This is a genomic window from Rheinheimera sediminis (genome assembly GCF_004005375.1).
Taxonomy (GTDB): domain Bacteria; phylum Pseudomonadota; class Gammaproteobacteria; order Enterobacterales; family Alteromonadaceae; genus Pararheinheimera.
This window is the reverse complement of record NZ_RZUF01000011.1, coordinates 116,919-140,074: the sequence shown is the minus strand read 5'-3', so window position 1 is coordinate 140,074 and position 23,156 is coordinate 116,919. Positions and strand designations below refer to the sequence as shown.

Annotated in this window: 22 protein-coding genes; 4 read left to right on the top strand and 18 right to left on the bottom strand. The window is 45.1% G+C overall.

Going from position 1 to position 23,156, the window contains the following annotated elements:
* Positions 1 to 7: 7 nt before the first annotated feature.
* From EMM73_RS09315 to EMM73_RS09305, 3 genes are read right to left on the bottom strand one after another with little or no spacing between them, the layout of a single operon-like run.
* Positions 8 to 670, bottom strand: coding sequence for a fumarylacetoacetate hydrolase family protein (locus tag EMM73_RS09315; RefSeq protein WP_127686170.1), 663 nt, complete (start codon positions 668 to 670; stop codon positions 8 to 10).
* Complete coding sequence (locus tag EMM73_RS09310; RefSeq protein WP_127686169.1) at positions 667 to 1,824, bottom strand: lytic murein transglycosylase; 1,158 nt, start codon at positions 1,822 to 1,824, stop codon at positions 667 to 669. Before EMM73_RS09310 ends, EMM73_RS09315 begins: the two co-directional genes overlap by 4 nt.
* 3 nt (positions 1,825 to 1,827) lie before the next feature.
* Positions 1,828 to 2,106: a YcgL domain-containing protein gene (locus EMM73_RS09305; RefSeq protein WP_127686168.1), complete on the bottom strand. Its 279-nt coding sequence runs from the start codon at positions 2,104 to 2,106 to the stop codon at positions 1,828 to 1,830.
* Positions 2,107 to 2,247: 141 nt separating this feature from the next.
* On the opposite strand from EMM73_RS09305, the gene minC reads away from it, so the two are divergent.
* From minC to minE, 3 genes are read left to right on the top strand one after another with little or no spacing between them, the layout of a single operon-like run.
* The gene (gene minC, locus EMM73_RS09300; protein ID WP_127686167.1) at positions 2,248 to 2,946 is read left to right on the top strand and encodes a septum site-determining protein MinC; all 699 of its coding nucleotides are present in this window, start codon (positions 2,248 to 2,250) and stop codon (positions 2,944 to 2,946) included.
* A 12-nt stretch (positions 2,947 to 2,958) separates the two neighbouring features.
* Positions 2,959 to 3,768, top strand: a complete 810-nt coding sequence (gene minD, locus EMM73_RS09295; RefSeq protein ID WP_127686166.1) for a septum site-determining protein MinD — start codon at positions 2,959 to 2,961, stop codon at positions 3,766 to 3,768.
* 4 nt (positions 3,769 to 3,772) lie between these two features.
* Positions 3,773 to 4,033, top strand: a complete 261-nt coding sequence (minE, locus tag EMM73_RS09290) for a cell division topological specificity factor MinE (RefSeq protein ID WP_008900582.1) — start codon at positions 3,773 to 3,775, stop codon at positions 4,031 to 4,033.
* Positions 4,034 to 4,140: 107 nt separating this feature from the next.
* On the opposite strand, the gene EMM73_RS09285 is transcribed toward minE, so the two are convergent.
* The 6 genes from EMM73_RS09285 to EMM73_RS09260 form a co-directional block, all read right to left on the bottom strand.
* Positions 4,141 to 5,505: a DUF4397 domain-containing protein gene (locus tag EMM73_RS09285; RefSeq protein ID WP_127686165.1), complete on the bottom strand. Its 1,365-nt coding sequence runs from the start codon at positions 5,503 to 5,505 to the stop codon at positions 4,141 to 4,143.
* A gap of 154 nt (positions 5,506 to 5,659) precedes the next feature.
* A complete protein-coding gene (rnd, locus tag EMM73_RS09280; protein ID WP_127686164.1) occupies positions 5,660 to 6,805 on the bottom strand; it encodes a ribonuclease D in 1,146 nt (381 codons plus the stop codon).
* Between the two features lie 76 nt (positions 6,806 to 6,881).
* Positions 6,882 to 8,540 carry a long-chain-fatty-acid--CoA ligase FadD gene (fadD, locus tag EMM73_RS09275; protein WP_127686163.1) on the bottom strand — a complete coding sequence of 553 codons (1,659 nt, stop codon included), beginning with the start codon at positions 8,538 to 8,540 and terminating at the stop codon, positions 6,882 to 6,884.
* Between the two features lie 356 nt (positions 8,541 to 8,896).
* On the bottom strand, positions 8,897 to 9,736 hold the full coding sequence (locus EMM73_RS09270; protein WP_127686162.1) for an alpha/beta fold hydrolase: 840 nt from the start codon (positions 9,734 to 9,736) through the stop codon (positions 8,897 to 8,899).
* Positions 9,736 to 10,503, bottom strand: coding sequence for a class I SAM-dependent methyltransferase (locus EMM73_RS09265; protein WP_261373372.1), 768 nt, complete (start codon positions 10,501 to 10,503; stop codon positions 9,736 to 9,738). Before EMM73_RS09265 ends, EMM73_RS09270 begins: the two co-directional genes overlap by 1 nt.
* Positions 10,504 to 10,558: 55 nt before the next feature.
* Positions 10,559 to 11,155 carry a Slp family lipoprotein gene (locus EMM73_RS09260; RefSeq protein WP_127686160.1) on the bottom strand — a complete coding sequence of 199 codons (597 nt, stop codon included), beginning with the start codon at positions 11,153 to 11,155 and terminating at the stop codon, positions 10,559 to 10,561.
* A 261-nt stretch (positions 11,156 to 11,416) separates the two neighbouring features.
* On the opposite strand from EMM73_RS09260, the gene EMM73_RS09255 reads away from it, so the two are divergent.
* On the top strand, positions 11,417 to 12,724 hold the full coding sequence (locus tag EMM73_RS09255; RefSeq protein WP_127686159.1) for an alkaline phosphatase: 1,308 nt from the start codon (positions 11,417 to 11,419) through the stop codon (positions 12,722 to 12,724).
* 116 nt (positions 12,725 to 12,840) lie between these two features.
* On the opposite strand, the gene EMM73_RS09250 is transcribed toward EMM73_RS09255, so the two are convergent.
* The 9 genes from EMM73_RS09250 to EMM73_RS09210 all read right to left on the bottom strand — a co-directional run bounded on the left by EMM73_RS09250 (position 12,841) and on the right by EMM73_RS09210 (position 22,883).
* Entirely contained in the window at positions 12,841 to 15,654 is a 2,814-nt protein-coding gene (locus tag EMM73_RS09250) for a TonB-dependent receptor (protein ID WP_127686158.1), read from the bottom strand.
* Positions 15,655 to 16,308: 654 nt separating this feature from the next.
* The gene (locus EMM73_RS09245) at positions 16,309 to 16,818 is read right to left on the bottom strand and encodes a chalcone isomerase family protein (RefSeq protein WP_127686157.1); all 510 of its coding nucleotides are present in this window, start codon (positions 16,816 to 16,818) and stop codon (positions 16,309 to 16,311) included.
* A complete protein-coding gene (locus tag EMM73_RS09240; RefSeq protein WP_127686156.1) occupies positions 16,811 to 17,290 on the bottom strand; it encodes a DUF2878 family protein in 480 nt (159 codons plus the stop codon). Before EMM73_RS09240 ends, EMM73_RS09245 begins: the two co-directional genes overlap by 8 nt.
* Positions 17,287 to 18,030, bottom strand: coding sequence for an SDR family NAD(P)-dependent oxidoreductase (locus EMM73_RS09235; RefSeq protein WP_127686155.1), 744 nt, complete (start codon positions 18,028 to 18,030; stop codon positions 17,287 to 17,289). Before EMM73_RS09235 ends, EMM73_RS09240 begins: the two co-directional genes overlap by 4 nt.
* 60 nt (positions 18,031 to 18,090) lie before the next feature.
* Positions 18,091 to 19,086 carry a sulfite exporter TauE/SafE family protein gene (locus EMM73_RS09230; protein WP_261373371.1) on the bottom strand — a complete coding sequence of 332 codons (996 nt, stop codon included), beginning with the start codon at positions 19,084 to 19,086 and terminating at the stop codon, positions 18,091 to 18,093.
* Between the two features lie 107 nt (positions 19,087 to 19,193).
* A complete protein-coding gene (locus EMM73_RS09225; protein WP_127686153.1) occupies positions 19,194 to 19,499 on the bottom strand; it encodes a hypothetical protein in 306 nt (101 codons plus the stop codon).
* 198 nt (positions 19,500 to 19,697) lie between these two features.
* Positions 19,698 to 20,417, bottom strand: coding sequence for a tRNA (adenosine(37)-N6)-threonylcarbamoyltransferase complex dimerization subunit type 1 TsaB (tsaB, locus tag EMM73_RS09220; protein WP_127686152.1), 720 nt, complete (start codon positions 20,415 to 20,417; stop codon positions 19,698 to 19,700).
* Positions 20,418 to 20,584: 167 nt separating this feature from the next.
* The gene (locus EMM73_RS09215) at positions 20,585 to 22,504 is read right to left on the bottom strand and encodes an ATP-dependent DNA helicase (RefSeq protein ID WP_127686151.1); all 1,920 of its coding nucleotides are present in this window, start codon (positions 22,502 to 22,504) and stop codon (positions 20,585 to 20,587) included.
* 118 nt (positions 22,505 to 22,622) lie between these two features.
* The gene (locus EMM73_RS09210; protein WP_127686150.1) at positions 22,623 to 22,883 is read right to left on the bottom strand and encodes a hypothetical protein; all 261 of its coding nucleotides are present in this window, start codon (positions 22,881 to 22,883) and stop codon (positions 22,623 to 22,625) included.
* Positions 22,884 to 23,156: the final 273 nt, after the last annotated feature.

The following is a 23,156-nucleotide window of genomic DNA, read 5'->3' as shown; positions in this document are numbered from 1 at the left end:
CTCTCTGTCAGCGCACTGACGTCTTAATATGTAGCTTGTTCGCCAGAGTTAATTCTAACTGATCGCCGCTATAAAGTGGCCCTACACCTGCAGGTGTGCCTGTGAGTACCAGATCGCCTGGTAACAAGGTAAAAAACTGCGACAACTCGCTGATAATTTGCGTGACTGAGCGAATCATCATGCAGGTATCACCTTGCTGACGAAGCTCACCATTCACCTTCAGACTGAACTGCAACTGCTGTACATCACCCAGTTGCTCTGTGGGAATAAAACCAGACACAGGACAAGCGCCATCAAAACCTTTGGCAATTTCCCATGGGCGTCCCAATTCTTTTAACTTCTTTTGCTGATCCCGAAGCGTTAAATCCAGCGCCAAACCGTAACCCCAGACAGCTCCGAGTACTTGATCCGGAGCGACTTTGCTTACAGGAGCTTTTATCAGCACTGCCAGTTCAGTTTCATTATGCACTGCCCCCAACTGTTCTGGGATAGGAAAAGGCTGATTGATATCAACCACAGCAGTGTTTGGTTTAATAAAAAACAAGGCTTCTGGTGCAGTTTTACTGTTCATCTCAGCAATATGGTCGTGATAATTTTGACCTATACAAAGCACTTTTCCTAAGGGCAAATCAATAATATTGCCCTGTTGATCTATATGCTGATAACTCATGCTTTATCCTCAGCCACTATTAAATCAGCCAGATAACCTACGCTGGTAACAAAATAATAAGAGCGGTTCCAGTGCATTAATGTCTGGTAGTTGCTGTATGCCAAATACACCCGGCCTTGTTCGTCATCCGGCATCACCAAAGCAGCTTTTAAATCACGCGCAGGCAATGCTTTGCCTTCGGTAGTGCGAACCCCTAACCTTTGCCATGCCGCTAAAGAGCGTTCTGATTTAGCCCACCATTCCAGCCACTGAGTTCTGTCTTTGCTGCCTTTTGGGATGACGTAAGAGAAATCAAAGGTCTTTGGGACTTTGACTTCCCTGCCCCAGGTTTGGCTATTGTCCCACCCACGGGTTTTTAAATAATTGGCGATAGAAGCAAAAGCGTCAGTGCGGCTTTGCCAAATATTAATATGACCATCGCCGTCGCCATCCTGAGCATAGGACATAAAAGCACTGGGCATAAACTGGCTTTGCCCCATAGCTCCTGCCCATGAGCCTTTCATATCGGCTAATTTGACATGGCCTTGCTGCAGAATATCTAACGCCAGAAAAAACTCGGATTTAAAAAAAGCTTCACGGCGACCATCATAAGCCATAGTGGCCAAAGCTGAGGGCACAGAGTAGTTGCCCATAATCTTACCGAAACTGCTCTCCAGCCCCCATAAAGCCACAATAAAACGAGGTTGCACCCCATATTTCTGGCCTATAGCTTCCAGCTCTTTGTGATGTTCTTTGTAATACTTACGGGCTAAAGCTATGCGCTGTTTGCTGACTCGTTTAGGCAAATAGGTATCTAAAGTTTCAGTGAATTCAGGCTGTTTTTTATCAGCGACCACAGCAGACTGGTAATGCCTTAAACTGGCAAAAACCTCGTTAACCAAAGTTTGGTCATAGCCTTTTTGTAAGGCTTCCTGTTTTAAAGAGGCTGCGTAGCTTTCAAAACTGCCTTTATTTACAGCAGTCTGAGCGGGCACTGCTGTTGAGACCTTACTGGCAGTTTTAACCTGAGACGTCACTGGGGCTTTGGTTTGTGTTGTCACACTAGACTCAGTTTTTACAGCTTCTGCAGTAACCTGAGCTTTGCCAGACACAGTATTAGTACAAGCCAATAACAAGCTGCTGGCAACAATAACAGCGATTTGAGTGAACTTCATTTACTACTCCTTGTTTTGCTGGCTCTCTTTATGCGCTTTGAGCAAATCTTCAGGTGGCGGAGGTAACTGCAAATAAAAGCCCTGCTCTGTCAGTTGATGTCTGACTTTGTCGATATCGGCATGGGCTAATTTGCTTTTGGTCGCCAGATTAATCAGCGTGACCAGCATAGGTTTACCAAAGGTTTTAAGTAAGGCTTCAGGTACAGCGCTAAAATCATCGCGGCGCAATACATACAAATAGGTTTGGTCCAGTTTAGGACTTTTATAAACAACACATAACATAGGACAAAAACTACTCTGACTAACTTGCCTAACAGGGGCGCAAACTATAACATGAAGCACCAGCCTTGCGTACCAAGCGAATAAAGGCTGACACGAATTTTTGCCGTCATTAAACAAATAATAAAGTGCGCATTTTGAGCTATGTCTGATCATTCCTTTGAATTAAAAGGCAGTTTGTTCCCACTGTCTGTGTTGTATTGTCAGGACCTGTCTGCAGCTGCGGTAAAAGCTCAGCTGCAACAAAAACTGGCGCAAGCTCCTGCCTTTTTCTACCGCGCACCTGTGGTGATTAATGTCGAGTCTGTTACTCAAGCTCCTGATTTTGAAGCCATTACTGAAGTATTTAAAGAACTTGATCTGGTGTTGGTCGGCGTATGTGGTGCTTCAGCTGAACTGAAAAAACTAGCTCAGGCCGCGGGTTTAGCGGCACTCCAGCTAAGTAAGAGCAAAACACCGGCTAAAGAAACAAAAGAAATTGAAGCCAAAACTGAAATAGTGGCTGCTCCTGTGATGGAAACCAAAGTGGTAGAGCAGAATATTCGCTCTGGCCAGCAAATTTATGCCAAAGGTGCAGACTTAGTGATCCGTGGTACTGTAGGTGCCGGCGCTGAAGTCATAGCTGATGGAAATATACATATTTACGGTACGCTGCGTGGCAAGGCCATAGCAGGAGCTGCCGGAGATAGTCAAAAACGCGTGTTTTGTCACAAGCTGGAAGCTGAACTGATCTCCATAGCCGGAAGTTACTGGCTCAGTGACAGTCTGCAAGGCGAATATTGGGGTAAGTCGGCTTGCATCGGGTTGCAGGACGATAAATTGGTTTTAGCAGATTTGCTTTAAGGATATTTTGCGATGGCAAAAATCATTGTTGTTACATCAGGTAAAGGTGGCGTAGGCAAAACTACGTCAAGCGCGGCTATTGGTACTGGTATCGCCATGCGCGGTTTTAAAACCGTGATTATCGATTTTGACATAGGGCTAAGAAACCTTGATTTAATCATGGGCTGCGAGCGCCGTGTAGTCTACGACTTCGTCAACGTGATCAATGGCGAAGCCAATTTAAAACAGGCGCTGATTAAAGATAAACGTATCGACACTCTGTTTATTTTGCCTGCTTCACAAACCCGTGACAAAGATGCACTGAGCAAAGAAGGCGTAGAGCGCATTCTTAACGAGCTAGCCGAAGAATTTGATTACATCATCTGTGACTCTCCTGCTGGTATAGAGTCTGGCGCTATGATGGCTTTATATTTCGCCGATGAAGCCGTAGTTGTAACCAATCCTGAAGTCTCTTCAGTGCGCGATTCTGACCGGATCTTAGGTATGCTCAGCAGTAAATCTCGTCGCGCTGAGCAGGGTTTGCCAGGCATTAAAGAACATTTATTGTTAACCCGCTACAATCCTGAACGTGTAGTCAAAGGCGAGATGTTAAGCGTCGAAGACGTAGGCGATATTCTTGCGATTAAGTTGCTGGGAGTGATCCCAGAATCTCAAGCAGTGTTAAACGCGTCCAACTCTGGTACTCCGGTGATCCTGGATGAAGAGAGCGATGCTGGTCAGGCCTATTTAGATACCGTTGCCCGTTTACTTGGCGAAGATGTGCCTTTCCGTTTCCTGAACGTGGAGAAAAAAGGCTTGCTGAAACGTATATTTGGAGGCTAAGCGAATGTCGTTATTGGATTATTTCCGTTCAACGAAAAAAAATACAGCTTCAACTGCCAAAGAGCGGTTACAGATTATCGTTGCTCATGAACGCAACAGACGCAACAGTCCGGATTATTTACCGCAACTGGAGCGAGATATCTTGGCGGTGATCCGAAAATATGTTGATATTGCTGACGATCAAGTTTCAGTATCTTTGGAAAAAAGCTCTGACGAACTTTCAGTACTGGAATTAAACGTTACTTTTCCAGACGACAAAAAGTAATGGAAAATGGGGCCAGATCACATTGATTATGCGTAACCAATGTGATCTGGCCCCATTTTTAGTTGTTAGTTGTTAGTTGTTAGTTGTTAGTTGTTAGTTGTTAGTTGTTAGTTGTTAAAGTCATCCAGCAGGATTAATCCCAGATCCGCTGTTAACCCCTCACCATCGCGGGCTACCGCTGTATAAATCTTATTAGTATCTAAGGTAACGGCTACAGGACCTATAGCTGCTGTTTTACTGCCTGTTGCTGTGACTGTGACAAAATAATCTCCTGCCGGAACCTGGATATAACCTGAATCGGCTTTAAAAGCTACGTTGGTTAAAGCCGCAGTGGCCGAGGAAATATCTGAGTTTGCAGTCAGATAAATATCTACAGCACCGGCCAGGCTAGAGCCATGGATCACTCGGATTTGTGCAGCTGTCGCTATACGCCGAGGCTGGTCACCAACCACCAGAGCTTCGATGCTGTTTTCTGTTAAGGCACCCACAGCATGCACTGTGTAAAAAGCTCCAGCAGCCAGTTCAAGATCGGCGTCAATGACCACCACAGCATTATCGGCATCCGCTGCCACTTTTACATTATAAGTATCAGGTGTCAGCTCTGTATAATCGGTAAAATCTGGAAAAGCTAAAGCATTGATCGCTTCGACGTTGTTCACTAACACATCAACAGCAGGTGCGTCGGAAACATCGTGCACTACACGCACTGCTGAGACTGCCCCTCTGTCTAATAATTCAAGACTCGTATCGCCGCCTTGCACTAAAGCTAATAGAGACACAGGTGAAGGTCCTGCAAAACGACTGTCCAGAGCGGCAATAGTCAGGTCGGTACCTGAAGCTAATACTACAGAACCTGAATCGTAGACTACTGTGGTTAAACTACCAGTTGGAGTGATACGAACTCTGTACTCTCCTGCTGGCACTGTGACATCGCCTGTGGCGCCACTGAACTCAAGGGTTGCCGCTACCGTACCTGCAGAAAGTGCATCAGCCGGCGCTGTTAAATGCACGTCTACTGTCGGAGCAGATGCAGCGGCATGCACCACGCGAAGGCGCACATTACCACTGCTTACGGCTGTTTGCGGGAATTGAACCACTAAAGGTTCAATACTGCTATCTGCAGCTTTGCCTACAGCGAAAATAACGTAATCTGTGGCTTCTGCAATTGACAGTCGGGTGGCTGGTATTACTGTTGCCAAGTTGCCTGAGGGCAGCTTGGCATCAACAGAGGTAGAGAAAGTACCAGGTGCAACTGCCAGAGGTCCTGCGGCTCGGGCAAAACCAAGATTAGCTACGGCAACACTGCCATTGGCATTCACGGCTACATCAGGAGCATCCGATACAGCGTGAACCACTTTAACAGTAGCATTTACGACAGGAACGACGACCTCTGGCTCGGGATCTGAATCATTACATCCGCTGACAACAAGCAGTGTAAGAACTAAAGCAGCAAGTTTGTTAATCCATTTCATTGTTTTACCCTTTTGATTGTTAAAATTGCAAAAGGGTTACGACATGATTTTTTGCTAAGATCAGTAGCTGTTTATGCAAAAAACTATAGTTTTTTGCCGAAAAAATGCACTAAACCATAGCTTAATTGCGCGTGTATACGGCACTGGTACAACTTCAGTTCAGTGGCTGAACATGAACAGGAATAGGTAAATACTTCAGCAAAAGCTCCCTGCGCCAACCTCGCAAAAACTCCGGAACAGGCAGTTGAGCTCTGTCCTCGTCACTAACACGCCAGCACCAGTTAAAGTATTCTGTGCTTTGACGTCGTACTGCTATAAACTCAGCTGGAATACCAGATGCTTTCGCCGCGGCTTTGACTGCATCAGTGATACGCTGCAACTCTTCTTTAAAACCCAAAAATACATCAGTGTGATAAAAAGGTTGAGGACACTCTTCCAGTGGTAGCGTTTTAGCTTGCTCAATTAAAGCCAGTACGGTCTTGCCGTAACGACGTACTTCACGCCCCGGCAACTCAGGAATATTAAACATCGACTCCAGACTCCCCGGACGACGTTTAGCAATATCAAGTAAGTGATGATCTTTAAAAATAAAACCCAAGGCCATATCCTGTTGCTGAGCGTGCTGCTGCCGCCAGATCACTAATTCTCTCAAAATCGCCAGTTCGCGTGGCGTCAGCAGATTACTATTTTTCAGGTCCAGATGCCGAAATAATGCAGGAATTACAGAAGAGCGCCGTGCTATTAAATGTTCACCTTCAGCGAGTAGCAAGTCGTATTGACCTTTAGCAAGCAGTTCAGTTTTCATTGCCTGATACACATCAAGTAAATGCTCTACATCTTTAGCAGCGTAGTCCAACTGCAACTCAGACAAAGGCCGTGCTATCCAATCGGTTCGAGACTCACTTTTATCCAGCTCTATAGCACAGACTCTCTGCACTAACTTAGCGTAGCCCTGACTCCCCCCCCAACCTACAAGTTCAGCCGCCAGTTGCGTATCAATCAGAGGCACTATCGGCAATAAGTTTTTAGTCGCTAAGGCTTCTAAATCTTCATTGCAGGAATGCACTACCTTACAAACCGACGGATCTGCAAAAAGCTGCTGCAGGGAACTCCAATCATCAATAGCTAAAGGATCAACCAGTACCAATTGATGTCCGTCAAACAGCTGAATTAAACCAAGCTTTGGATATAAGGTGGTTTGGCGGACAAACTCAGTATCCACTGCCAACACCTCAGCTTGGGCGGCTTGCGCACAAAAAGCAGCTAAAGCAGAGGAGGTTGTAATAAGCTGATACGTCATTTGATGTCCTTAGTTTTCTTTATTTCTGTAGCCGACATTTAGTAAAAAAAAACCGGCCTGAGCCGGTTTTTCTGGATTAACCTTTGAGCTCTCGCCTTAAGATTTTACCCACATTCGTTTTTGGCAATTCTGTGCGGAATTCTACCAGCTTAGGTACTTTATAGCCCGTCAAACGTTCCTTACAATGTTGAATTAATTCAGCATCTGTAAGGCTCTGGTCTTTTTTCACCACAAAAATTTTCACGGCTTCACCAGTGGCTTCATTTGGTACACCAACAGCAGCCACTTCCAGAACCTTGTCATTCATGGCAACGACTTCTTCGATTTCGTTTGGATACACGTTAAAACCTGATACTAAAATCATGTCTTTTTTGCGGTCAACTATATAAAAGAAGCCCTGCTCATCAACACGAGCTATATCTCCAGTCGCTAACCAGCCTTCATCATTTAGTACTTTCGCTGTCTCTTCAGGCCTGTTGTAGTAACCTTTCATCACTTGTGGCCCTTTCACCCACATTTCGCCAGCTTCATCAGCTGCCACTTCAACCCCTTCGTCGTTTACCAATTTAATATCAGTGGAAGGTGCCGGGAAACCTATACTGCCATTATAAGCTGGTAAATTATAAGGGCTCACAGTCACTAGCGGTGCGCATTCGGTTAAGCCGTACCCTTCAACTAATTTGGTGTGAGTCACCTTTTGCCAGCGCTCAGCGACAGGACGCTGCACGGCCATACCACCACCTAATGCCAATTTAAGTCTGCTGAAATCCAGCTGGGCAAAGCCTGGCGTATTCAACAATCCATTAAACAGGGTGTTTACACCTGTCAGGGCGGTAAAAGGATATTTAGCCAACTCTTTGACAAAATTGGGCATATCCCGTGGGTTAGTGATCAGAAGATTGGTACCACCATATTTCATAAACATCAGGAAATTGGCAGTTAAAGCAAAGATATGATACAGAGGTAACGCAGTGACGATAAATTCCTGACCTTTGGTCAACACAGGGCCAATACAACCATCGGCCTGTTCCAGATTCGCCACCATATTCCTATGGGTCAACATTGCGCCTTTGGAGACACCTGTAGTACCGCCTGTGTATTGCAAGAAAGCTAAGTCTTCGCCTGTGACGACTGGCTTTTTATAAGCCGCAGCATTGCCTGTTGCTATCACCTGTTTATAAGTGACGTAATTTTTTAAGTTGTGAGCCGGGATCAGCTTTTTAACGTGTTTGACCACCAGGTTGACGAGCGAACCTTTGAGCAGGCCTAACATATCCCCCATCCTTGTCAGGATCACATGATTCAGCTGAACTTTATCCTGCACATCAGATAAGGTATGAGCAAAATTTTCAACAATAACTATAGCTTTAGCTTGTGAGTCCAGCAGCTGATGTTGCAGTTCGCGTGGCGTGTACAGTGGGTTTACATTCACCACCACACAACCAGCCCGCAGAATACCCAAAATGCATACTGGGTATTGCAGCAAGTTTGGCATCATTACAGCGACAGCGTCGCCTTTCTTCAAACCCAATTGATTCTGCAGATAGGCAGCGAACTTTAAGCTCAGCTTATCCAACTCTGCGTAAGTGATACTTTTGCCCATATTGATATAGGCTGTTCTGTCAGCATAGTCTTTGATGCTTTCAGCAAAAACTTCTAACAACGATGCATAGTGATCGGCATTGATATCAACCGGAACACCCTGTGGGTAATTTTTTGACCAGACTCGATCCACTGTCCTCTCCTCGTGGTATTTATTATTTTTTAGTTATAGTAGTTATAGCAGTTAAATTTTGTGCTCTGGTCCCGTGCGCAGACATAGTTTTATTCTGACACAAGCAACACTGAGTTTTTACTCTAATATTGCATCATCCCACAATTGTTCGGATTTAACAATTGTCGGCAGAATGGCAGTTCTGGCAATGACTATAACAGCATAAAAAATCGTCAGGAACGATTTTTAACAGCTTTAGCTGGCCCCTAAGGGTGCTCTGCAGGATTGCAGAGCATAAAAAATCGTCAGGAACGATTTTTAACAGCTTTTAGCTGGCCCCTAAGGGTGCTCTGCAGGATTGCAGAGCATAAAAAACATCAGGACAGTAGAAATTGACGAATTTCGTCAGCTGTCATTTCCGGCTGTGTCATATGACAATGATGTCCACCATGAAGCTCAACCAACTTTAGCTGAGAATAACAATTCTGATAAACTTGTCTGGACTTTTGCATCATCTCCAGGCCGTCTTTAGCCAGAATAGCCAATACAGGGCATTGGATATCTCTGAGCAGTTGTATCGCTTGATTTTGCATTAAACGATAGGCTGAGGTTTCACGCAGCCGAATATCCGCAGACCAGATCAGGCCACCTGAACAAGCTTGGGTTCCTCGCCTTGTCAAAATAACTGCACTATTGAAATCAAAATCGCTCTGGCTTTGTCTGGCTGCTGCCGCACTCTGTAGATCGCGGTAAACAGGTTTTTGTTTGTTAGGGCTCTGCCACCTGTGGTTGATAGCAGTTCGCACTTGTTGACTGATGTCAGATGAGTCGCCAGTCACTAGCCCTATACTATCAATCAGTACCAGCCTGCGTACCATCTGTGGCATCACTGCAGCCAAAACTGAGGCAATCATGCCGCCCATCGAATGACCTATGATATCAACCTGTTGCCAGCCCTGGCTTTTAATCAGAGTGGCAACATCATGGACCCAATCTAAAAAGTGGTAATGAGCATCAAGGCTGCGATGCTGTGACAGGCCATGCCCGGGTAAATCTATAGCAACCAAATTGAGATCTGACAGATGAGCAGAAAGAGGTAAAAAGCTATCCGCATTATCAAGCCAACCATGCAAACACAAAATGACTCGCGCTGATTCTGGCCCCTGTTGCCAGCCAGCCAAAGACAAGGCAGGCAGTGGGAACTCCAGCGCAAGCATTATTCGCTTGTGGCCTTTACGAACTTCAGGGTCATACGATCACTCTCGCCTATTGCAAGATAGCGAGCCCTCTCTACTGTCCCCATAGCTAAAGTTGGTGGTAGAGCATACACACCTTTTGGGTAATCCTTAGTGTCTCTTGAGTTCGCATTGACCTCAGATTTCGCCTGCAATTTAAAACCTGCTTGTTCAGCTACTGCAATCACATAAGATTCATCCAGATATCCTTCAACAGCAGAACTGGAAATCTCTGAAACACGGCTGGCTCTGTGTTCAACTATGCCAAAAACCCCCTGCGGCTTGAGCACGTCAAAAACAGCACGAAACACATCCAGTAAATAACCTTGCTCATTCCAAATATGCGCATTTCTAAAACTCAATACCATATCGTATTGTTGGGCTAAGCCCAGATACATGTAACCTGGCGGGTCAAACTCTGTTTGTTCGACTGTACCAAAATGTGCGTTGTGTTTTAAGATCCGCTGCGTCAGTCGTTCGCTGATCCGACTCCAGAATATTTTTCTGTCGTCTTGCATGGTGCCGTCATCCACACGGAAGCTGGCGATAGTAAGCTTGCCTTGGTCCTTTAAATAAGGGGCAAGAATCTCAGTATACCAACCTCTGGCAGGCCAGATCTCAAGCACTGACATAGAGGGTTGAATGCCAAAAAAAGTCAGGGTCTCCACTGGATGGCGGTGCTGATTTCTCGCTCTGTCCTCTGCACTGCGAAACGGATGTTCGGCTAAAGAGGCTAAATCAGAGGGCATAGAGGTTCCAGCCATGGCGGCAGCGCTACAAAAGGCGGCACCAAACAGCATTAGATTAAGGTTGCACTTTATTCTGTTTATTGTTGTCAACATGAACTGGACCTTGTGTTGTTGTCTGTTGTTTTGTAATGGTGCGCACTCGTATGCCCGGTCCATAACCCCAGTAATAGGGATAAGGACGCATCATAGGCCAGGTATCAATGACTTCAACCCGTTCTTCCTGTTTCGGCCACAAATAGACCCTTGCATCTTTCATCACCGGATAGCGGTATTCAAATTCATCGACTTTTCCGGTTTCAGAACGTGTCAACTCACCTAAGACGGTGACTGACTTGCCTGGCTGGTACACCATTGGATCTAAAAAACCTTTGATGTAAGCCACAAAGCGGCCTTTTGTTTGGTCAGAAACAGCAGGTCGTCCATTAGAGCCTGATGGAAAATACACAACTTCCAAGCGGGTTTTATCCGCTTTATTACTCACTTGAGCAATAACGCCACTCCAACGGGCAGTACCAAAATCAAGGTTTTGCTGAGCAGCATTTTCATAACTGGTCAGAGCTACGTTCTCAGCTATCCGCACTTGCTCGGGATAACTGGCGCATCCCGCCATCATCATCAGACTCAAAGCAACAACAACAAACTTTTTACTCATGACTTCTTCACCTCGTTAACTTCACGGCCTGTTAGATAAGGGGCTGCGCTTTTAGTTCCATCCTTACTCTAAGCCATGGGAGATCAGCTCTGCAACATTTATATCCTAAGTTTTGTTTTACCCTCTATCAGTCTTACTTTTACGTCTGTTGGTCGTAGTTCGAACCTTTACAGTTTTGTCATGATTCAGTCACTGGCGTAAGATAGCCTTTTCAACTTACTTTGGTAAAATCTGATTTCTGCCACCCAATAGAGCCTTCTTATGTTAAAAAAACTTAGTTTAATCAGTATCGCTTGTCTTGCTTGTGCTTCGACTGCCGCAATTGCCGCACCAAAAAACATTATATATATGATAGGTGACGGCATGGGTCCGGCGTATTTAGCGGCCTATCGTTATTACATGGATAATCCAGACACCAAAGTAGTAGAAACTACAGTCTTTGATGAGTTGTGGATTGGTAACGCCAGTACTTACCCTGATGACGATACGGTAGTAACAGACTCAGCTGCTGCAGCCACAGCACTGTCAAGCACACACAAAACTTACAATGGTGCTATAGCGGTAGACCATGACCATAAAGCCTTAACCACAATGCTGGAAATTGCTAAAGCCAAAGGCATGCAAACCGGCATAGTAGTCACAGCACAAATTAACCACGCTACACCAGCTGGATTTTTAGCTCATGACTCAAGCCGTCAAAACTATGATCAAATCGCTGATGATTACATAGACAATAAAGTAGGTGGCCGTATTGTGGCTGATTTAATGCTTGGCGGAGGAACCAGCTACTTTATCCGCAAAGACCGAAATCTGGTCGAAGAATTTAAACAAGCTGGCTACCAGTATACGGATAGCTGGGTTGGCATGAAATCGCTGGAACAGCTGCCCGCTTTAGGTTTGTTTGCCCCTAAAGGCTTTGTCAGTGCTCTGGATAATCCAGAACCTTTGCCATTAAAGCAAATGACGGAAAAAGCCTTGGATCTGCTATCCCCAGCTGAGGAGGGCTTTGTCGTGATGATTGAAGGTAGCCAAATAGACTGGTGTGGTCATGCCAACGATATTGCCTGTGCTATGGCCGAAATGCACGATTTTGCCGAATCAATTAAAGTGGCAAAAGCTTATGTCGACGCTAACCCTGATACGTTGTTAGTGATCACTGCGGATCATGAAACCGGTGGCTTGTCTTTGGGCGCCAATGGTAATTACGCCTGGAAACGTGATGTTATTAAAAAAACAAAACATACGGGTGACTATATAGCAGGACAGTTGTTAGCGTTAAAAGACGATAAAGTGTTTTATCAAGCCTGGTTAAGTTTCACCGGACTGGAACTAACGGCAGATGAACAACAGCTGTTGGGCAAAGCTCGTACTGAAGGTCAAAAGGCTTTAGCTACTGCAGTAAAGCAACGGATAGACGACTATTCTTCCACAGGCTGGACTAGCAGTGGCCATACAGCAGCAGATGTGCCGGTACTGGCTTATGGTGCAGACAAACTAAAATTTGCGGGCTTTCAGGATAACACTGAAATAGCTGCGAAGCTTATAGAGCTTATCCAACAGAAAAAGTAAAGTTTAGTTTACTTTGGCTGAATGAAACAGAAAACTAAAAACCCCACTGCAAGCAGTGGGGTTTTTGTTTTGTTCAAGAAACAGCTTTAGTTCTGTTCCTATCAGCTTTCTTTAGATTACATGAACTTGTAATCCAGACCTAAATAGAAAGTACGGCCATACACGTCAGTATAACGCGGGTCGAAACCCACCTGGTGACCAGCACCACCTGAACGCAGTGACAATGGAGGAGCACGGTCACTCAGGTTGTTGATACCGAAGGTTACGCCCAGAGCTTCCATTGCCTGGTATTTTGTCTGATAGTTAACAGTGGCGTACGAAGGAACACTCAGCTGCATATCAACACCAGCACCGTTTACAGAATCTAAACGAACATAGGCGCTGTTTGCATACTGTGCCTGGTCCTGATAACCACTGCGGTAGCTCAGAATAGCACTGTGTGCAAAATCACCATGGCTTAAGGTATTGATGAACTTCGCTACGGTTCTGAATACAACTGCATTGTCATCACCAAAACGACCTAAGCTGCTGATCCAGTCATCTGTAGTACCAGGACGAGTATACTCACTATCCAGCATGTAAGTACCAGCTAAAGTGGTGCTTAAACGACCAAAAGATAAGTCATTACCTACAGTTAAATCCCAATCGATACCTGAGTTTTTAGACTGACCTACGTTGACACTGGCAAAAATAACAGCCAGTTCTTCCTGACCAGTAGACGGATTCACTTTAGTGGTAAACAGATCACGGTAACGCACTGGGTTATTCACAATCTGAGACTCAGTAACTGAAGTCACCAGGTTTGTCAGTTCAATGTTCCAGTAATCCATGCTGAAGCTGAAGTTGTTATCAGGTGCGTAGACAAAACCTAAAGTATATTGCTTAGATTCTTCAGGTTTTAATGCGGCATTGCCCTGACGGAAAGCTTCAAACTGCTGCGGAGAAGCACTGCATAAAGCTGCCAGTGGATCAGTAGTACCAGCAAATGGACACACATAAGTGCTGCTCGTCACACCGAATTCAACTTTAGGCTCGGCCAGAGCAAGCATTGAAGGAGCTTTGAAACCAGTGCCCGTTGAAGCACGCAATAACAGATCCTCTGTGGCATTGTAACGAAGTGCCAGCTTATAGGTTGTGTCATTCATGGAATCGTTTACTTTATAGCTGCCTGGTGCAGCAACGCCATCAGCGTCGTAGACGAAATCAGACGTCACTTCACCTATGTTGTCATAACGCACGGCGCCAGTCAGTTCCAGATTCTCAAGAGCAGGAACTATGACCTCAACAAAACCACCGTAGTTATCACGGCTTAAATCATACTCAGCACTCGGGTTTCCACCCAACAACAGATTGTTTCTGTTAGCATCAGCTAAAGTGCTGACAAACTGCGTATTACGGAACTCAGCGCCTGTACCAATATAGACATCGCCTGCCGGTAATTCATAAACTGGTGTTGAAGCTTTAAAATCAACGCCTTTTACTTCAGTAGTATCGTTGCTCCAGTTACCGAAGTATTGAGAATCCTGCAGAGCCTTCAAGCCTTCTGCGCTGATTTTATCAGGAGTTTCAAATACGTTTACCAGTCCAGAGCGCACAGCTGCCATGAACTTCTGACGATCCGGATAGCCACCAGCTACGTTTTCGTCCGTATCATTTTTTGAGTAAGTAAAGGCAGCTGAGTAATCGATAGTATCAATCACGCCTTCAACACCAGTTACAATATGAGTTGACTTGGTATTCCACTCGGTAGAGCGGCCACCCAATGGTAAAGCACGCCATTGTGCTTGCACTGTGGTCACTGATGCTAAATGAGCAGGATCAATATAAGGTACTACATATTGCTGAACTAAAGCAGAGTCGATAGCCAGAGGGAAGAAACCTGTAGCATTTGGTGCTATACGAGTGGTCTGAGAGAAATCAGAGTACATCGCATCAACGAATAACTTTGTATCATCGTTAATGGCAACATCAGTACCCAACATCAATGAATCACGTGTGCTTTCTGGCAAAATTTCTATCGTAGTGGTGAAGTCGTACTGACAGACAGTTGAAGATTTAAAGTTGTCCGGTGCACAGGTGCCGTTTTGTTTCTCATAAGGGTTAAAAGTAACATCTTTCGTATCACCAGTTACAGCATCTTTATAGTAGTAACGAGCATTACCAGGGATAGCATTCGCTGAACCAGAGACAAAATAATAATCTTTATTATTCACGCTGAACGGAATAATACCTGATTTAGAAAAATCACGATCTGTAGCTTTCAGCTGTTCCTGAGAATCACGGCTGTAAGATAACAGCACATTGTAACCATCAGTATCAAAATTACCTAAACCACCAGTGATTGAGAAATTGTCGCTGCTGCCGTTTTTCTCTTGTGGCTTGTTGTAACGAGCGGAAAGATTCACACCTTGGGCGTCGTCTTTAGTGATGAAGTTCACCACACCTGCGATAGCGTCCGAACCGTACAGAGCAGATGCGCCGTCTGTCAGTACTTCAACACGCTCAATGGCAGCCAGAGGGATAGAGTTCAAATCGATAGTGGAGCCTGAGCCACGAGGCGCCATTCTGCGACCATTAATTAAAACTAGCGTGTATTCAGCACCCAGACCACGTAACGAAGCGGTTTTCATACCACCGCCACCGCCACCTACAGAGTCACCATCTGTAGTAAAACCTTGCATAGAAGGAATAGACTGAATTAAATCACCAGCGGTAGCCAGACCTGAACGATCGATAGCTGCACGATCAATAGTCTGAACAGGCAATGCACCTTCAAAGTCAGTACGTTTGATACTTGAACCTGTAACCTGGATGCGTTCAACACTATCAGTTTCCTGAGCATGTACCGAACCGGAAAAAGTGACGCCTGACACAGCGCCAAAAGCTACTGCTAAACTAACTGCTTTTGACAGCTTACTACTTACAAACATTTTTTCTCCCTGGGTCACTGTGAAGTGACTCTGTTTTTTACGGCAATCAACATGAGCGCTGATTGAAGCTACAACACGCCTGAATTGGGGCTCTCCCAAAACGGCGGCGGATGATAATGGTTCTAATTTGCCGTGGTCAACAGCTTTTGCGGAACAAAAGCCCGGCTAAACAGGCGTCTGTCGCAAAAAACACAGGTGTTAAATTTATGATAAAAATCAAAGACATGACTAATTGTATGCAAAACAACCTAAAACAAAATAAGCAGCAACACCGACAACAGAGCCCATGCAAGACCTATCAAATTGTTTCTAAATGATAATTCTGATTTACAGCCTGGAAACGACAATCAGAGGCTTGATGAATAAATAAACGAAAAGAAATCTTGCAGTAGCCAACACAAAAATCTGAAGTAAATAAGATGAAAAACAAGATAAGCTAAATTAGTCAACCTAAACCCGGAGTAGGCCTTGCCACTGAATAGTCGTATTTTCACGCCTCTCTGAGTTACTCAATATGGCTATCACCAGCTAAGGCTGGACGGGAAACTTTCAGCTCCACAAAAATCCGTACATTCATTCAGCAAAGACTCTAATTGCTTTACACAAGGATTTTACTTCGTTGATTGAATTCGTTACCCCGACCAAGGTTGGCACTCATGTGCCCGAGCTTAGGTTCAGTAACTGTTTTCTTAATTTTGGTGCTGAGGTTTGCTCAGACAACCAGATATCTAAAAAAGCCGGACCAAAACTTGGGTCAGCAACCTCGCCCAAAAGTTTGTTATTAAAATAAAATTCGACTCTATTGTCAGGTAGTAATACACAACTTAACTGATCGCCTTTTTTCACGTCGGTCCAAATCTCGGCCAACTGCCCGGCCCATGCTTTATGCTGCACAGAAACCTCTCCCTTCAAATGCTTCCACTGATCGACAGTAGCCTCAATAAAGTCTTTTTTTGTTATTTTACGTTGGTAAGTCAGCTTTAACACCAGAGGAGAACTTTGCTGATAATCACTCCAGCCACCATCCTGAGTATAAAGCTCTGCCTGATACAAATCCCAAAACAAATAGCTGAATTGTCCTTGCCCTACCAACTTCACATCTGTGGGTATAGCCTGTGCATTAAGACAAAACAGCACTGCCACCATAACTATTATCTTACGCATAGAATCTTCTGCTCCATCCTGATAACACGCCATAACAAGCCCAAGCTACAACCAGGGCGATATAAGCTTCTGTTGTGGCAGTGATCTGCATTTGACCACTGACTGCTGAGCCACCGAGATAAGCCATAGGACCAGACGCAGCTGCAAGAAGCGCTGCTAACCAGTAGTTTTGTAGATAGACCGAAAAAACCTTCACCACAACCAAACTGAATGCCAGCCAAAGCGTCAGCATCCACAGTGGTAACCATGTCGAGCCGGTAAAACTCAGAACTCCGGCATACTGCAGCAGCGAATCCAATGCTATACCAACACCAGCTAACAGCAACCAAGCCAAACGCTCCGCCTGACTGCAGCGCCACAAAGACCAAAGCAAAAATACCAGCACCAGCACTATGAGTTGATTTTGCAACAGCACTAAGGCAAACCAACTTACTTTAAAACCTATTAAAACCGGCCAGTTGATTGCTGTCATGGTTGGCGCATCCCGGCTGCAACTTTGCAGCGCAACGAGTAAGGCAGTAAATTCAACAGATGCAGACTAAATACCAGTCGTTTCGGAAATCTTATGCGCTGCTGCTGTGCATCAAGCCCTTTGCGAATGCGACCTGCTGCATCAGATACCTGCAGCAGAAATGGCATTTTAAAGTCATTTTTTTGAGTTAAAGGTGTGTCAACAAAACCAGGCTCAATCAGACATACCCGAATGCCTGAATCTGTTAGATCTACTCTTAAGCTATCTGCGAAATAGCTTAAAGCGGCTTTACTAGCACCATAGGCCTGTGCTTTAGTAAATGGAAATAAATGAGCAAGGCTGCTAACTATAGCCACAGTGCCTTGCTCTGATTTTTGTAAAAGAGGCAGTAACAACTTCACAGCAGCGACCTGAGCCTGGAAATTCAATGTCATGGTCCGCTCAAAAATATCCAGAGGCAGATGATTTGCATCAACATAATCGCAGCTACCAGCATTTAAAATGACCAAATCTAAAGCTGGAATTTGCTCAGCCAAGTGATTTACGGCTGAAATAAACAACTCAGTATTAGTCAAATCCAAAGGAAACGCATGAATAGTGCTGTATTCCTGATGCAGCTCATTTAACGCATTTACAGAACGAGCAACAGCAATAACCTGCCAACCTTCTCTGGCATATTGGATAGCCAATTCACGGCCTAAACCTGAACTGGCACCTGTAATCAAGCAGTAACGGGACATAGACTCAGACTCTTAAAGATGTATACATAGGTATACGTGTCCGACATCTACTTGGATCTTTTAAACAGGTCCAGCACATTGAGCTTGCGCTCTGGAGATAACTTTGCGGCTTAAGCTTCTGATCAAGATATAAAAGCCAGTCGACAATACCAGAGTAAAAGCTGAAGCCCACATCAGCTTGTCCAATGATGGGTTATGGCAGAGAAAATATAGTAACTGACCGATATTAAGCACGGCAATCGCATACAACATAATCTCCTTGTTGATAAGGTGCAACACATAGGCCCCGAGTGGCGCCATCAGCAAGACTACAGGGTAAGCACACAACCAGGTTTGCACTTGATAGCCAGTTAAAGCCTGGTCAACAAAATGCCTGTAACCAAAACCTAATAGACTAATAGCTGCCATCAACATAATACTCATATGAGTTGCAACTTTTTCCTGCATCCTGAAATGGGTCACCAAAACAGTGAACAAAATAATATCTGCGCCTGTACCAAATAAACTGGCACACATGCCACCTGCGAGCAACAACAGCAGCAACAACAGGAAATCCAGCGGTTTACTTAGCTCCAAAGTCAGTTTGCTGCCTCTGTGTTTGCCAAAGCTGTACACCACTGCAAAACTGGTGATCAGACTTAAAAACAGCGCCTGCATAATATAAACAGGCAATTGTTGCAGCAGCTGCATACCAAGCACAAAGCCAATAAATGCCAGGGGAATAAACAGCAATAAAGGTCTGTAGGTTTTCAGCCTGTTCGCTTTGTGACTTAAGATAAAAATACTGGCGCTGGTCATGCCAACACTTTGGATCATTAAACTAAAATCCCGCGCCATAGTCCGGTCTATGTTAAGAAAAATATTTAACACAGGAAAAGCCACTGCTCCGCCACCTTCGGGAGTCACACCGGCGACAAAGGCCCCTGCAACCATAATGGCAGGGTAGTACCAATGCTCCAGTAAAAAACTTAGCTGATTAAACTGATAAAAAAGCACAAACCACAAGGTCAAAGCTGCAATAAACCAGAGTCGGAACACCTTGCTTTCGAACATCATCCATATCCGTTTTTTTATAAGGCAGACAGCATAAAGCACAACCAGACCAGTTTCATTGATTTTTTTACATGAATTTTAAAGCGGAGGTTGTAAAACAGCAGTGCGCGTTAAGCGTACAGATCGAGGCTAAACATTTGCTGAACTTTTTCGCGTTTTTCCTGATTGGCCAGCATCTCATAAGCATCTAAGGCTTGTTGATTGCGCTGTTTAGGCTGATCGTACATGGTACGTTTTTGCGCCTCTTGCTGGTCTAACATAGACAAAGCCTCGGCGTCAGCACGAACACCGGTACCTGCAGGCACCAGTGCTGTTTTGCTTTGCTGATCAGCCTCAACGGCTTTAGTTTTCGAGCCCTGAAATACCAGTCCGACATTGGGACTCTTGGGTACATCGCGGCTAACGGCTATGGTCATAACTGCTCTAAGTTCGCCTTTCTATAGCGCCAGTATAACTTAGCAAAACATTTCGCCAAGTAGCTTTTATAAATCTTTGTCCCCGCCTGATTGCAATTGTAGCAAGGCAACGTAGGGGCTGAACTTGTCCCCGTCCGAGCTATGTGACCGGGGCGAGAAGACGCAGTCAACGCAGCTGCAGCTGCAAGGACGACGGGTTTATCTACCGGGCAATTTCTGCCAGGTCACCTCATCGCGCACATAAGTTGGCTCTGCTAGTTCTGCGGCAATAAAGTGCCCCTGCCGGAATGGGGTTGCCGCCAGACTCAACATATCCTGGGCTGAAGGATACAGAATCACAGGACTATGATGAACTTGCGCAAGATCCTCTGTACCGCTATTGCCAGTTTTGTGCCAGTCTTCCAACTGCTGTGGATAGGTTTGCCAACCCGTACCTACGGCACAAATGTGGCCTTTTAACACAGGCCCAGGCAAATCCGTTGGCTTTGCCGCTATTTCAGCGCTTAGCGCCTGCATCAGGCCATGCTCATCTAACTGAAAACTGGCCAAGTACACTTCATTCATCCGGGCATCGATGGCAGCAACCACCTGATGGGCTTGGTGTAATCGGTGCGCAGCTTGCGCCATAGCGGCTAAAGTCGATACGCCGTAAACAGGAATTTCAGCGCCAAAAGCCAGGCCCTGACAAACCCCTACACCAATACGCACACCGGTAAAACTACCAGGGCCTTTACCAAACACCAAACCATCCAGTTGCTGCAAAGTTAAGCCAGCTTCAGACAACAGCTGCTGCACCATAGGCAAAATACGTTTGCTGTGTTGCTGAGGACAAACTTCATCTAAAGTCAGAATGTTGCCATCGACAGTTAAAGCCACTGAACAAGCTTCGGTTGAGGTATCTAATGCCAGTAGTTTCAACAGGCTACTCCTTTCATCAATGTTTTTTTCCTACACTCAAAGTACTTGGTGCTGCAGCAAGACGATGCCGCTAGGGCTGGGTTTAGCCTGCCCCTCTCCTGTGCAATTCAGTATAGCAATGAGAGCACTCAGGCAACAAAGTTGCAACTTCAAGTACGAAGAGTATTTTATTTAGGTAAATCTTCTAAAAACCTTACTGCAGCCTGCAAATCACGGCTACGGCGCATCGGCGGTAAACTCTTTAAAAACACAGAGCCATAAGGTCGGGTCACTAACCTGTTATCACAAATCACCAGGACGCCGCGGTCTGACACGTCACGGATTAAACGGCCAACGCCCTGTTTTAAGGTGATCACAGCTTGTGGCAATTGCACCAAAGCAAAAGGGTCCAAACCTTTCATCTGGCAATCCTCATTTCGTGCCTGCAATAAAGGATCGTCAGGTGAGGCAAAAGGTAGTTTGTCGATGATGACACAGCTTAAGGTATCACCGCGCACATCCACCCCTTCCCAAAAACTGCCGGTGCCGAGTAACACCGCATGTTTGGTTTCAACAAACTGTTCCAGCAATAAGCGTTTACTGGTGGTGCCCTGCACCAGCACAGGCAAAGACAAATGCTGTGGCAGCTCATTGGCCATCCATTGCAGCATACGATGGCTGGTGAACAGGAAAAAACAGCGGCCCTGGTTGGCTTCAATTAAAGGCACCGCCAATTTTAGCAGCGCCTTGCCCATACGGGCGTCGTTAGGTTCAGGTAAATAACGCGGCACCAACAACATAGCTTGTTGTTCGTAATCAAAAGGGCTATCGAGCAGCAAAGTATCCGCCTGTTGCAAGCCCATTTGTTCAATATAGTGAGCAAAGCCCTGATCAACAGACAAGGTAGCAGAAGTAAAAATCCAGCTGCGTTTTTCGGCAAACACCAGCTCACGGAATTTATCGGCGATACTTAAAGGCGTTAAATGCAGGCTGATATGTTGTCTGGTGGTTTCATACCAAAAGCTGACACCAGTTTTGCTGACATCCTGCAGTTTTTCTAGCTGAGTTTTAGCTAAAGCCAACCGCTCAAAACAGTGGTCTACCACTTCGTTGCGACCTAAACTGCCTTTGAGTACCTGATATAACATGCCCATGGCTTCAGACACCCGGGTCAGCGCCAGCTGCACATCAGGCCTTTTACTACTGTCACGCCAGTTACCACGTTCAGGTTCATCCGACCACAGCAGCCGCCAATCCCGCACTAAAGTTGCCAGCTTGTCTGCTGTCTTACTAAGCTGTGGATGATCCCTAAGTTCAGTTTTGCAAATTAGCTCCAGCTCTTTGCACAGCTCAAGCAAAGTACGGCTGGATAAAGTCTCGCCAAAATATTCACTGGCGATATCCGGAATTTGGTGAGCTTCATCAAAGATCACTACATCCATATTGGGCAGCAGCTCACCAAAACCTGTGTCTTTTAGCGCCATATCGGCAAAAAACAAATGATGGTTTACTACCACTAAATCGGCCTGCATCGCCTTTTTACGGGCTTTCAGTAAATAACAGTCTTCATAAGAAGGGCAGTCCTTGCCGAGGCAGTTGTCTGCTGTACTGGTCACCAGAGGCAAAGCTTTGGAGTCTTCGGCGATATAAGTCAGCTCGCCTATATCACCACTTTGGGTTTCGTTGGACCATTTCTTAATCAGACTTAAATCATTGATCACAGCGGCATCTGCTGTAGGCACATGCTGATAATGCTGGTCTAAACGAAATAAACACAAATAGTTAGAGCGGCCTTTTAACAGCGACGTATCGACCGGCAAAGCCAAAGCTTTGAGTACTGTAGGTAAATCACGGAAATACAGCTGTTCCTGCAGGTTTTTAGTACCAGTGGATAAAATAACTTTTTTACCTGATAACAAAGCTGGCACTAAATAAGCGTAAGTTTTGCCTGTACCAGTGCCAGCTTCGACCAATAACGCATTGCCGTTTTCAATAGATTTAGTCACTGAGGCCGCCATCAGCTTTTGTGGCTCACGGGCTTTAAAACCATCAATAGCTTTGGATAGAGCCCCTTGCTCGGCAAAAGCCTGTTGCACTTGTTTTAGCATAGGCAAGACAACACAACAGCAATAGAAAATAACAAAGGAAGCATAAAGAAGGCCTGGCAACAATTTCAGCTATTATGCCGTGCAACACAGAAAATATCTAAAGGTCCTTGCCTGCTGATCAGATAAAAATATCGAGATGCCCGTCTTCGTCTACTTTTTGCTCTTCCTCCGGCGTAGTTTTGGGTGCAGCCGGATAGTCAGTACGCCTGCGTCTGTCCTGACGTTTTTTCGGTTGTTCTTTCAGCAATATCAGATAGCGTTTTTCCTCTTTTTCATAAGCACTAATTTTCGCATCCTTAAATACGGGGGCGATCATAGGGCCTGATTGTTCCGCCGGCGTACTGGGTGAACGATACAAGTAAGGGAATAAAATATCCATAGATCCTCCTTTGTCATTCAGTATCGGCCGCAATTAAAAAAACTTTATCTATACAACATGATTATTTTTTAACCCCTCTTTCATGGCTTTTTTTTCCATAATTAATTCTTCACTTCAGCACGGTGGAAAATAGAATTTAAAATAACCAACAAAAACAATAAATTAAATTAAATCCTTTTATTATCTATGCGCAAAAGCATGAAAATTTTTATTGCCTCAAAGCAAAAAAGCCGTTAGCTTGTATACATCTTAACGAGGAGTAACTTTCCATGA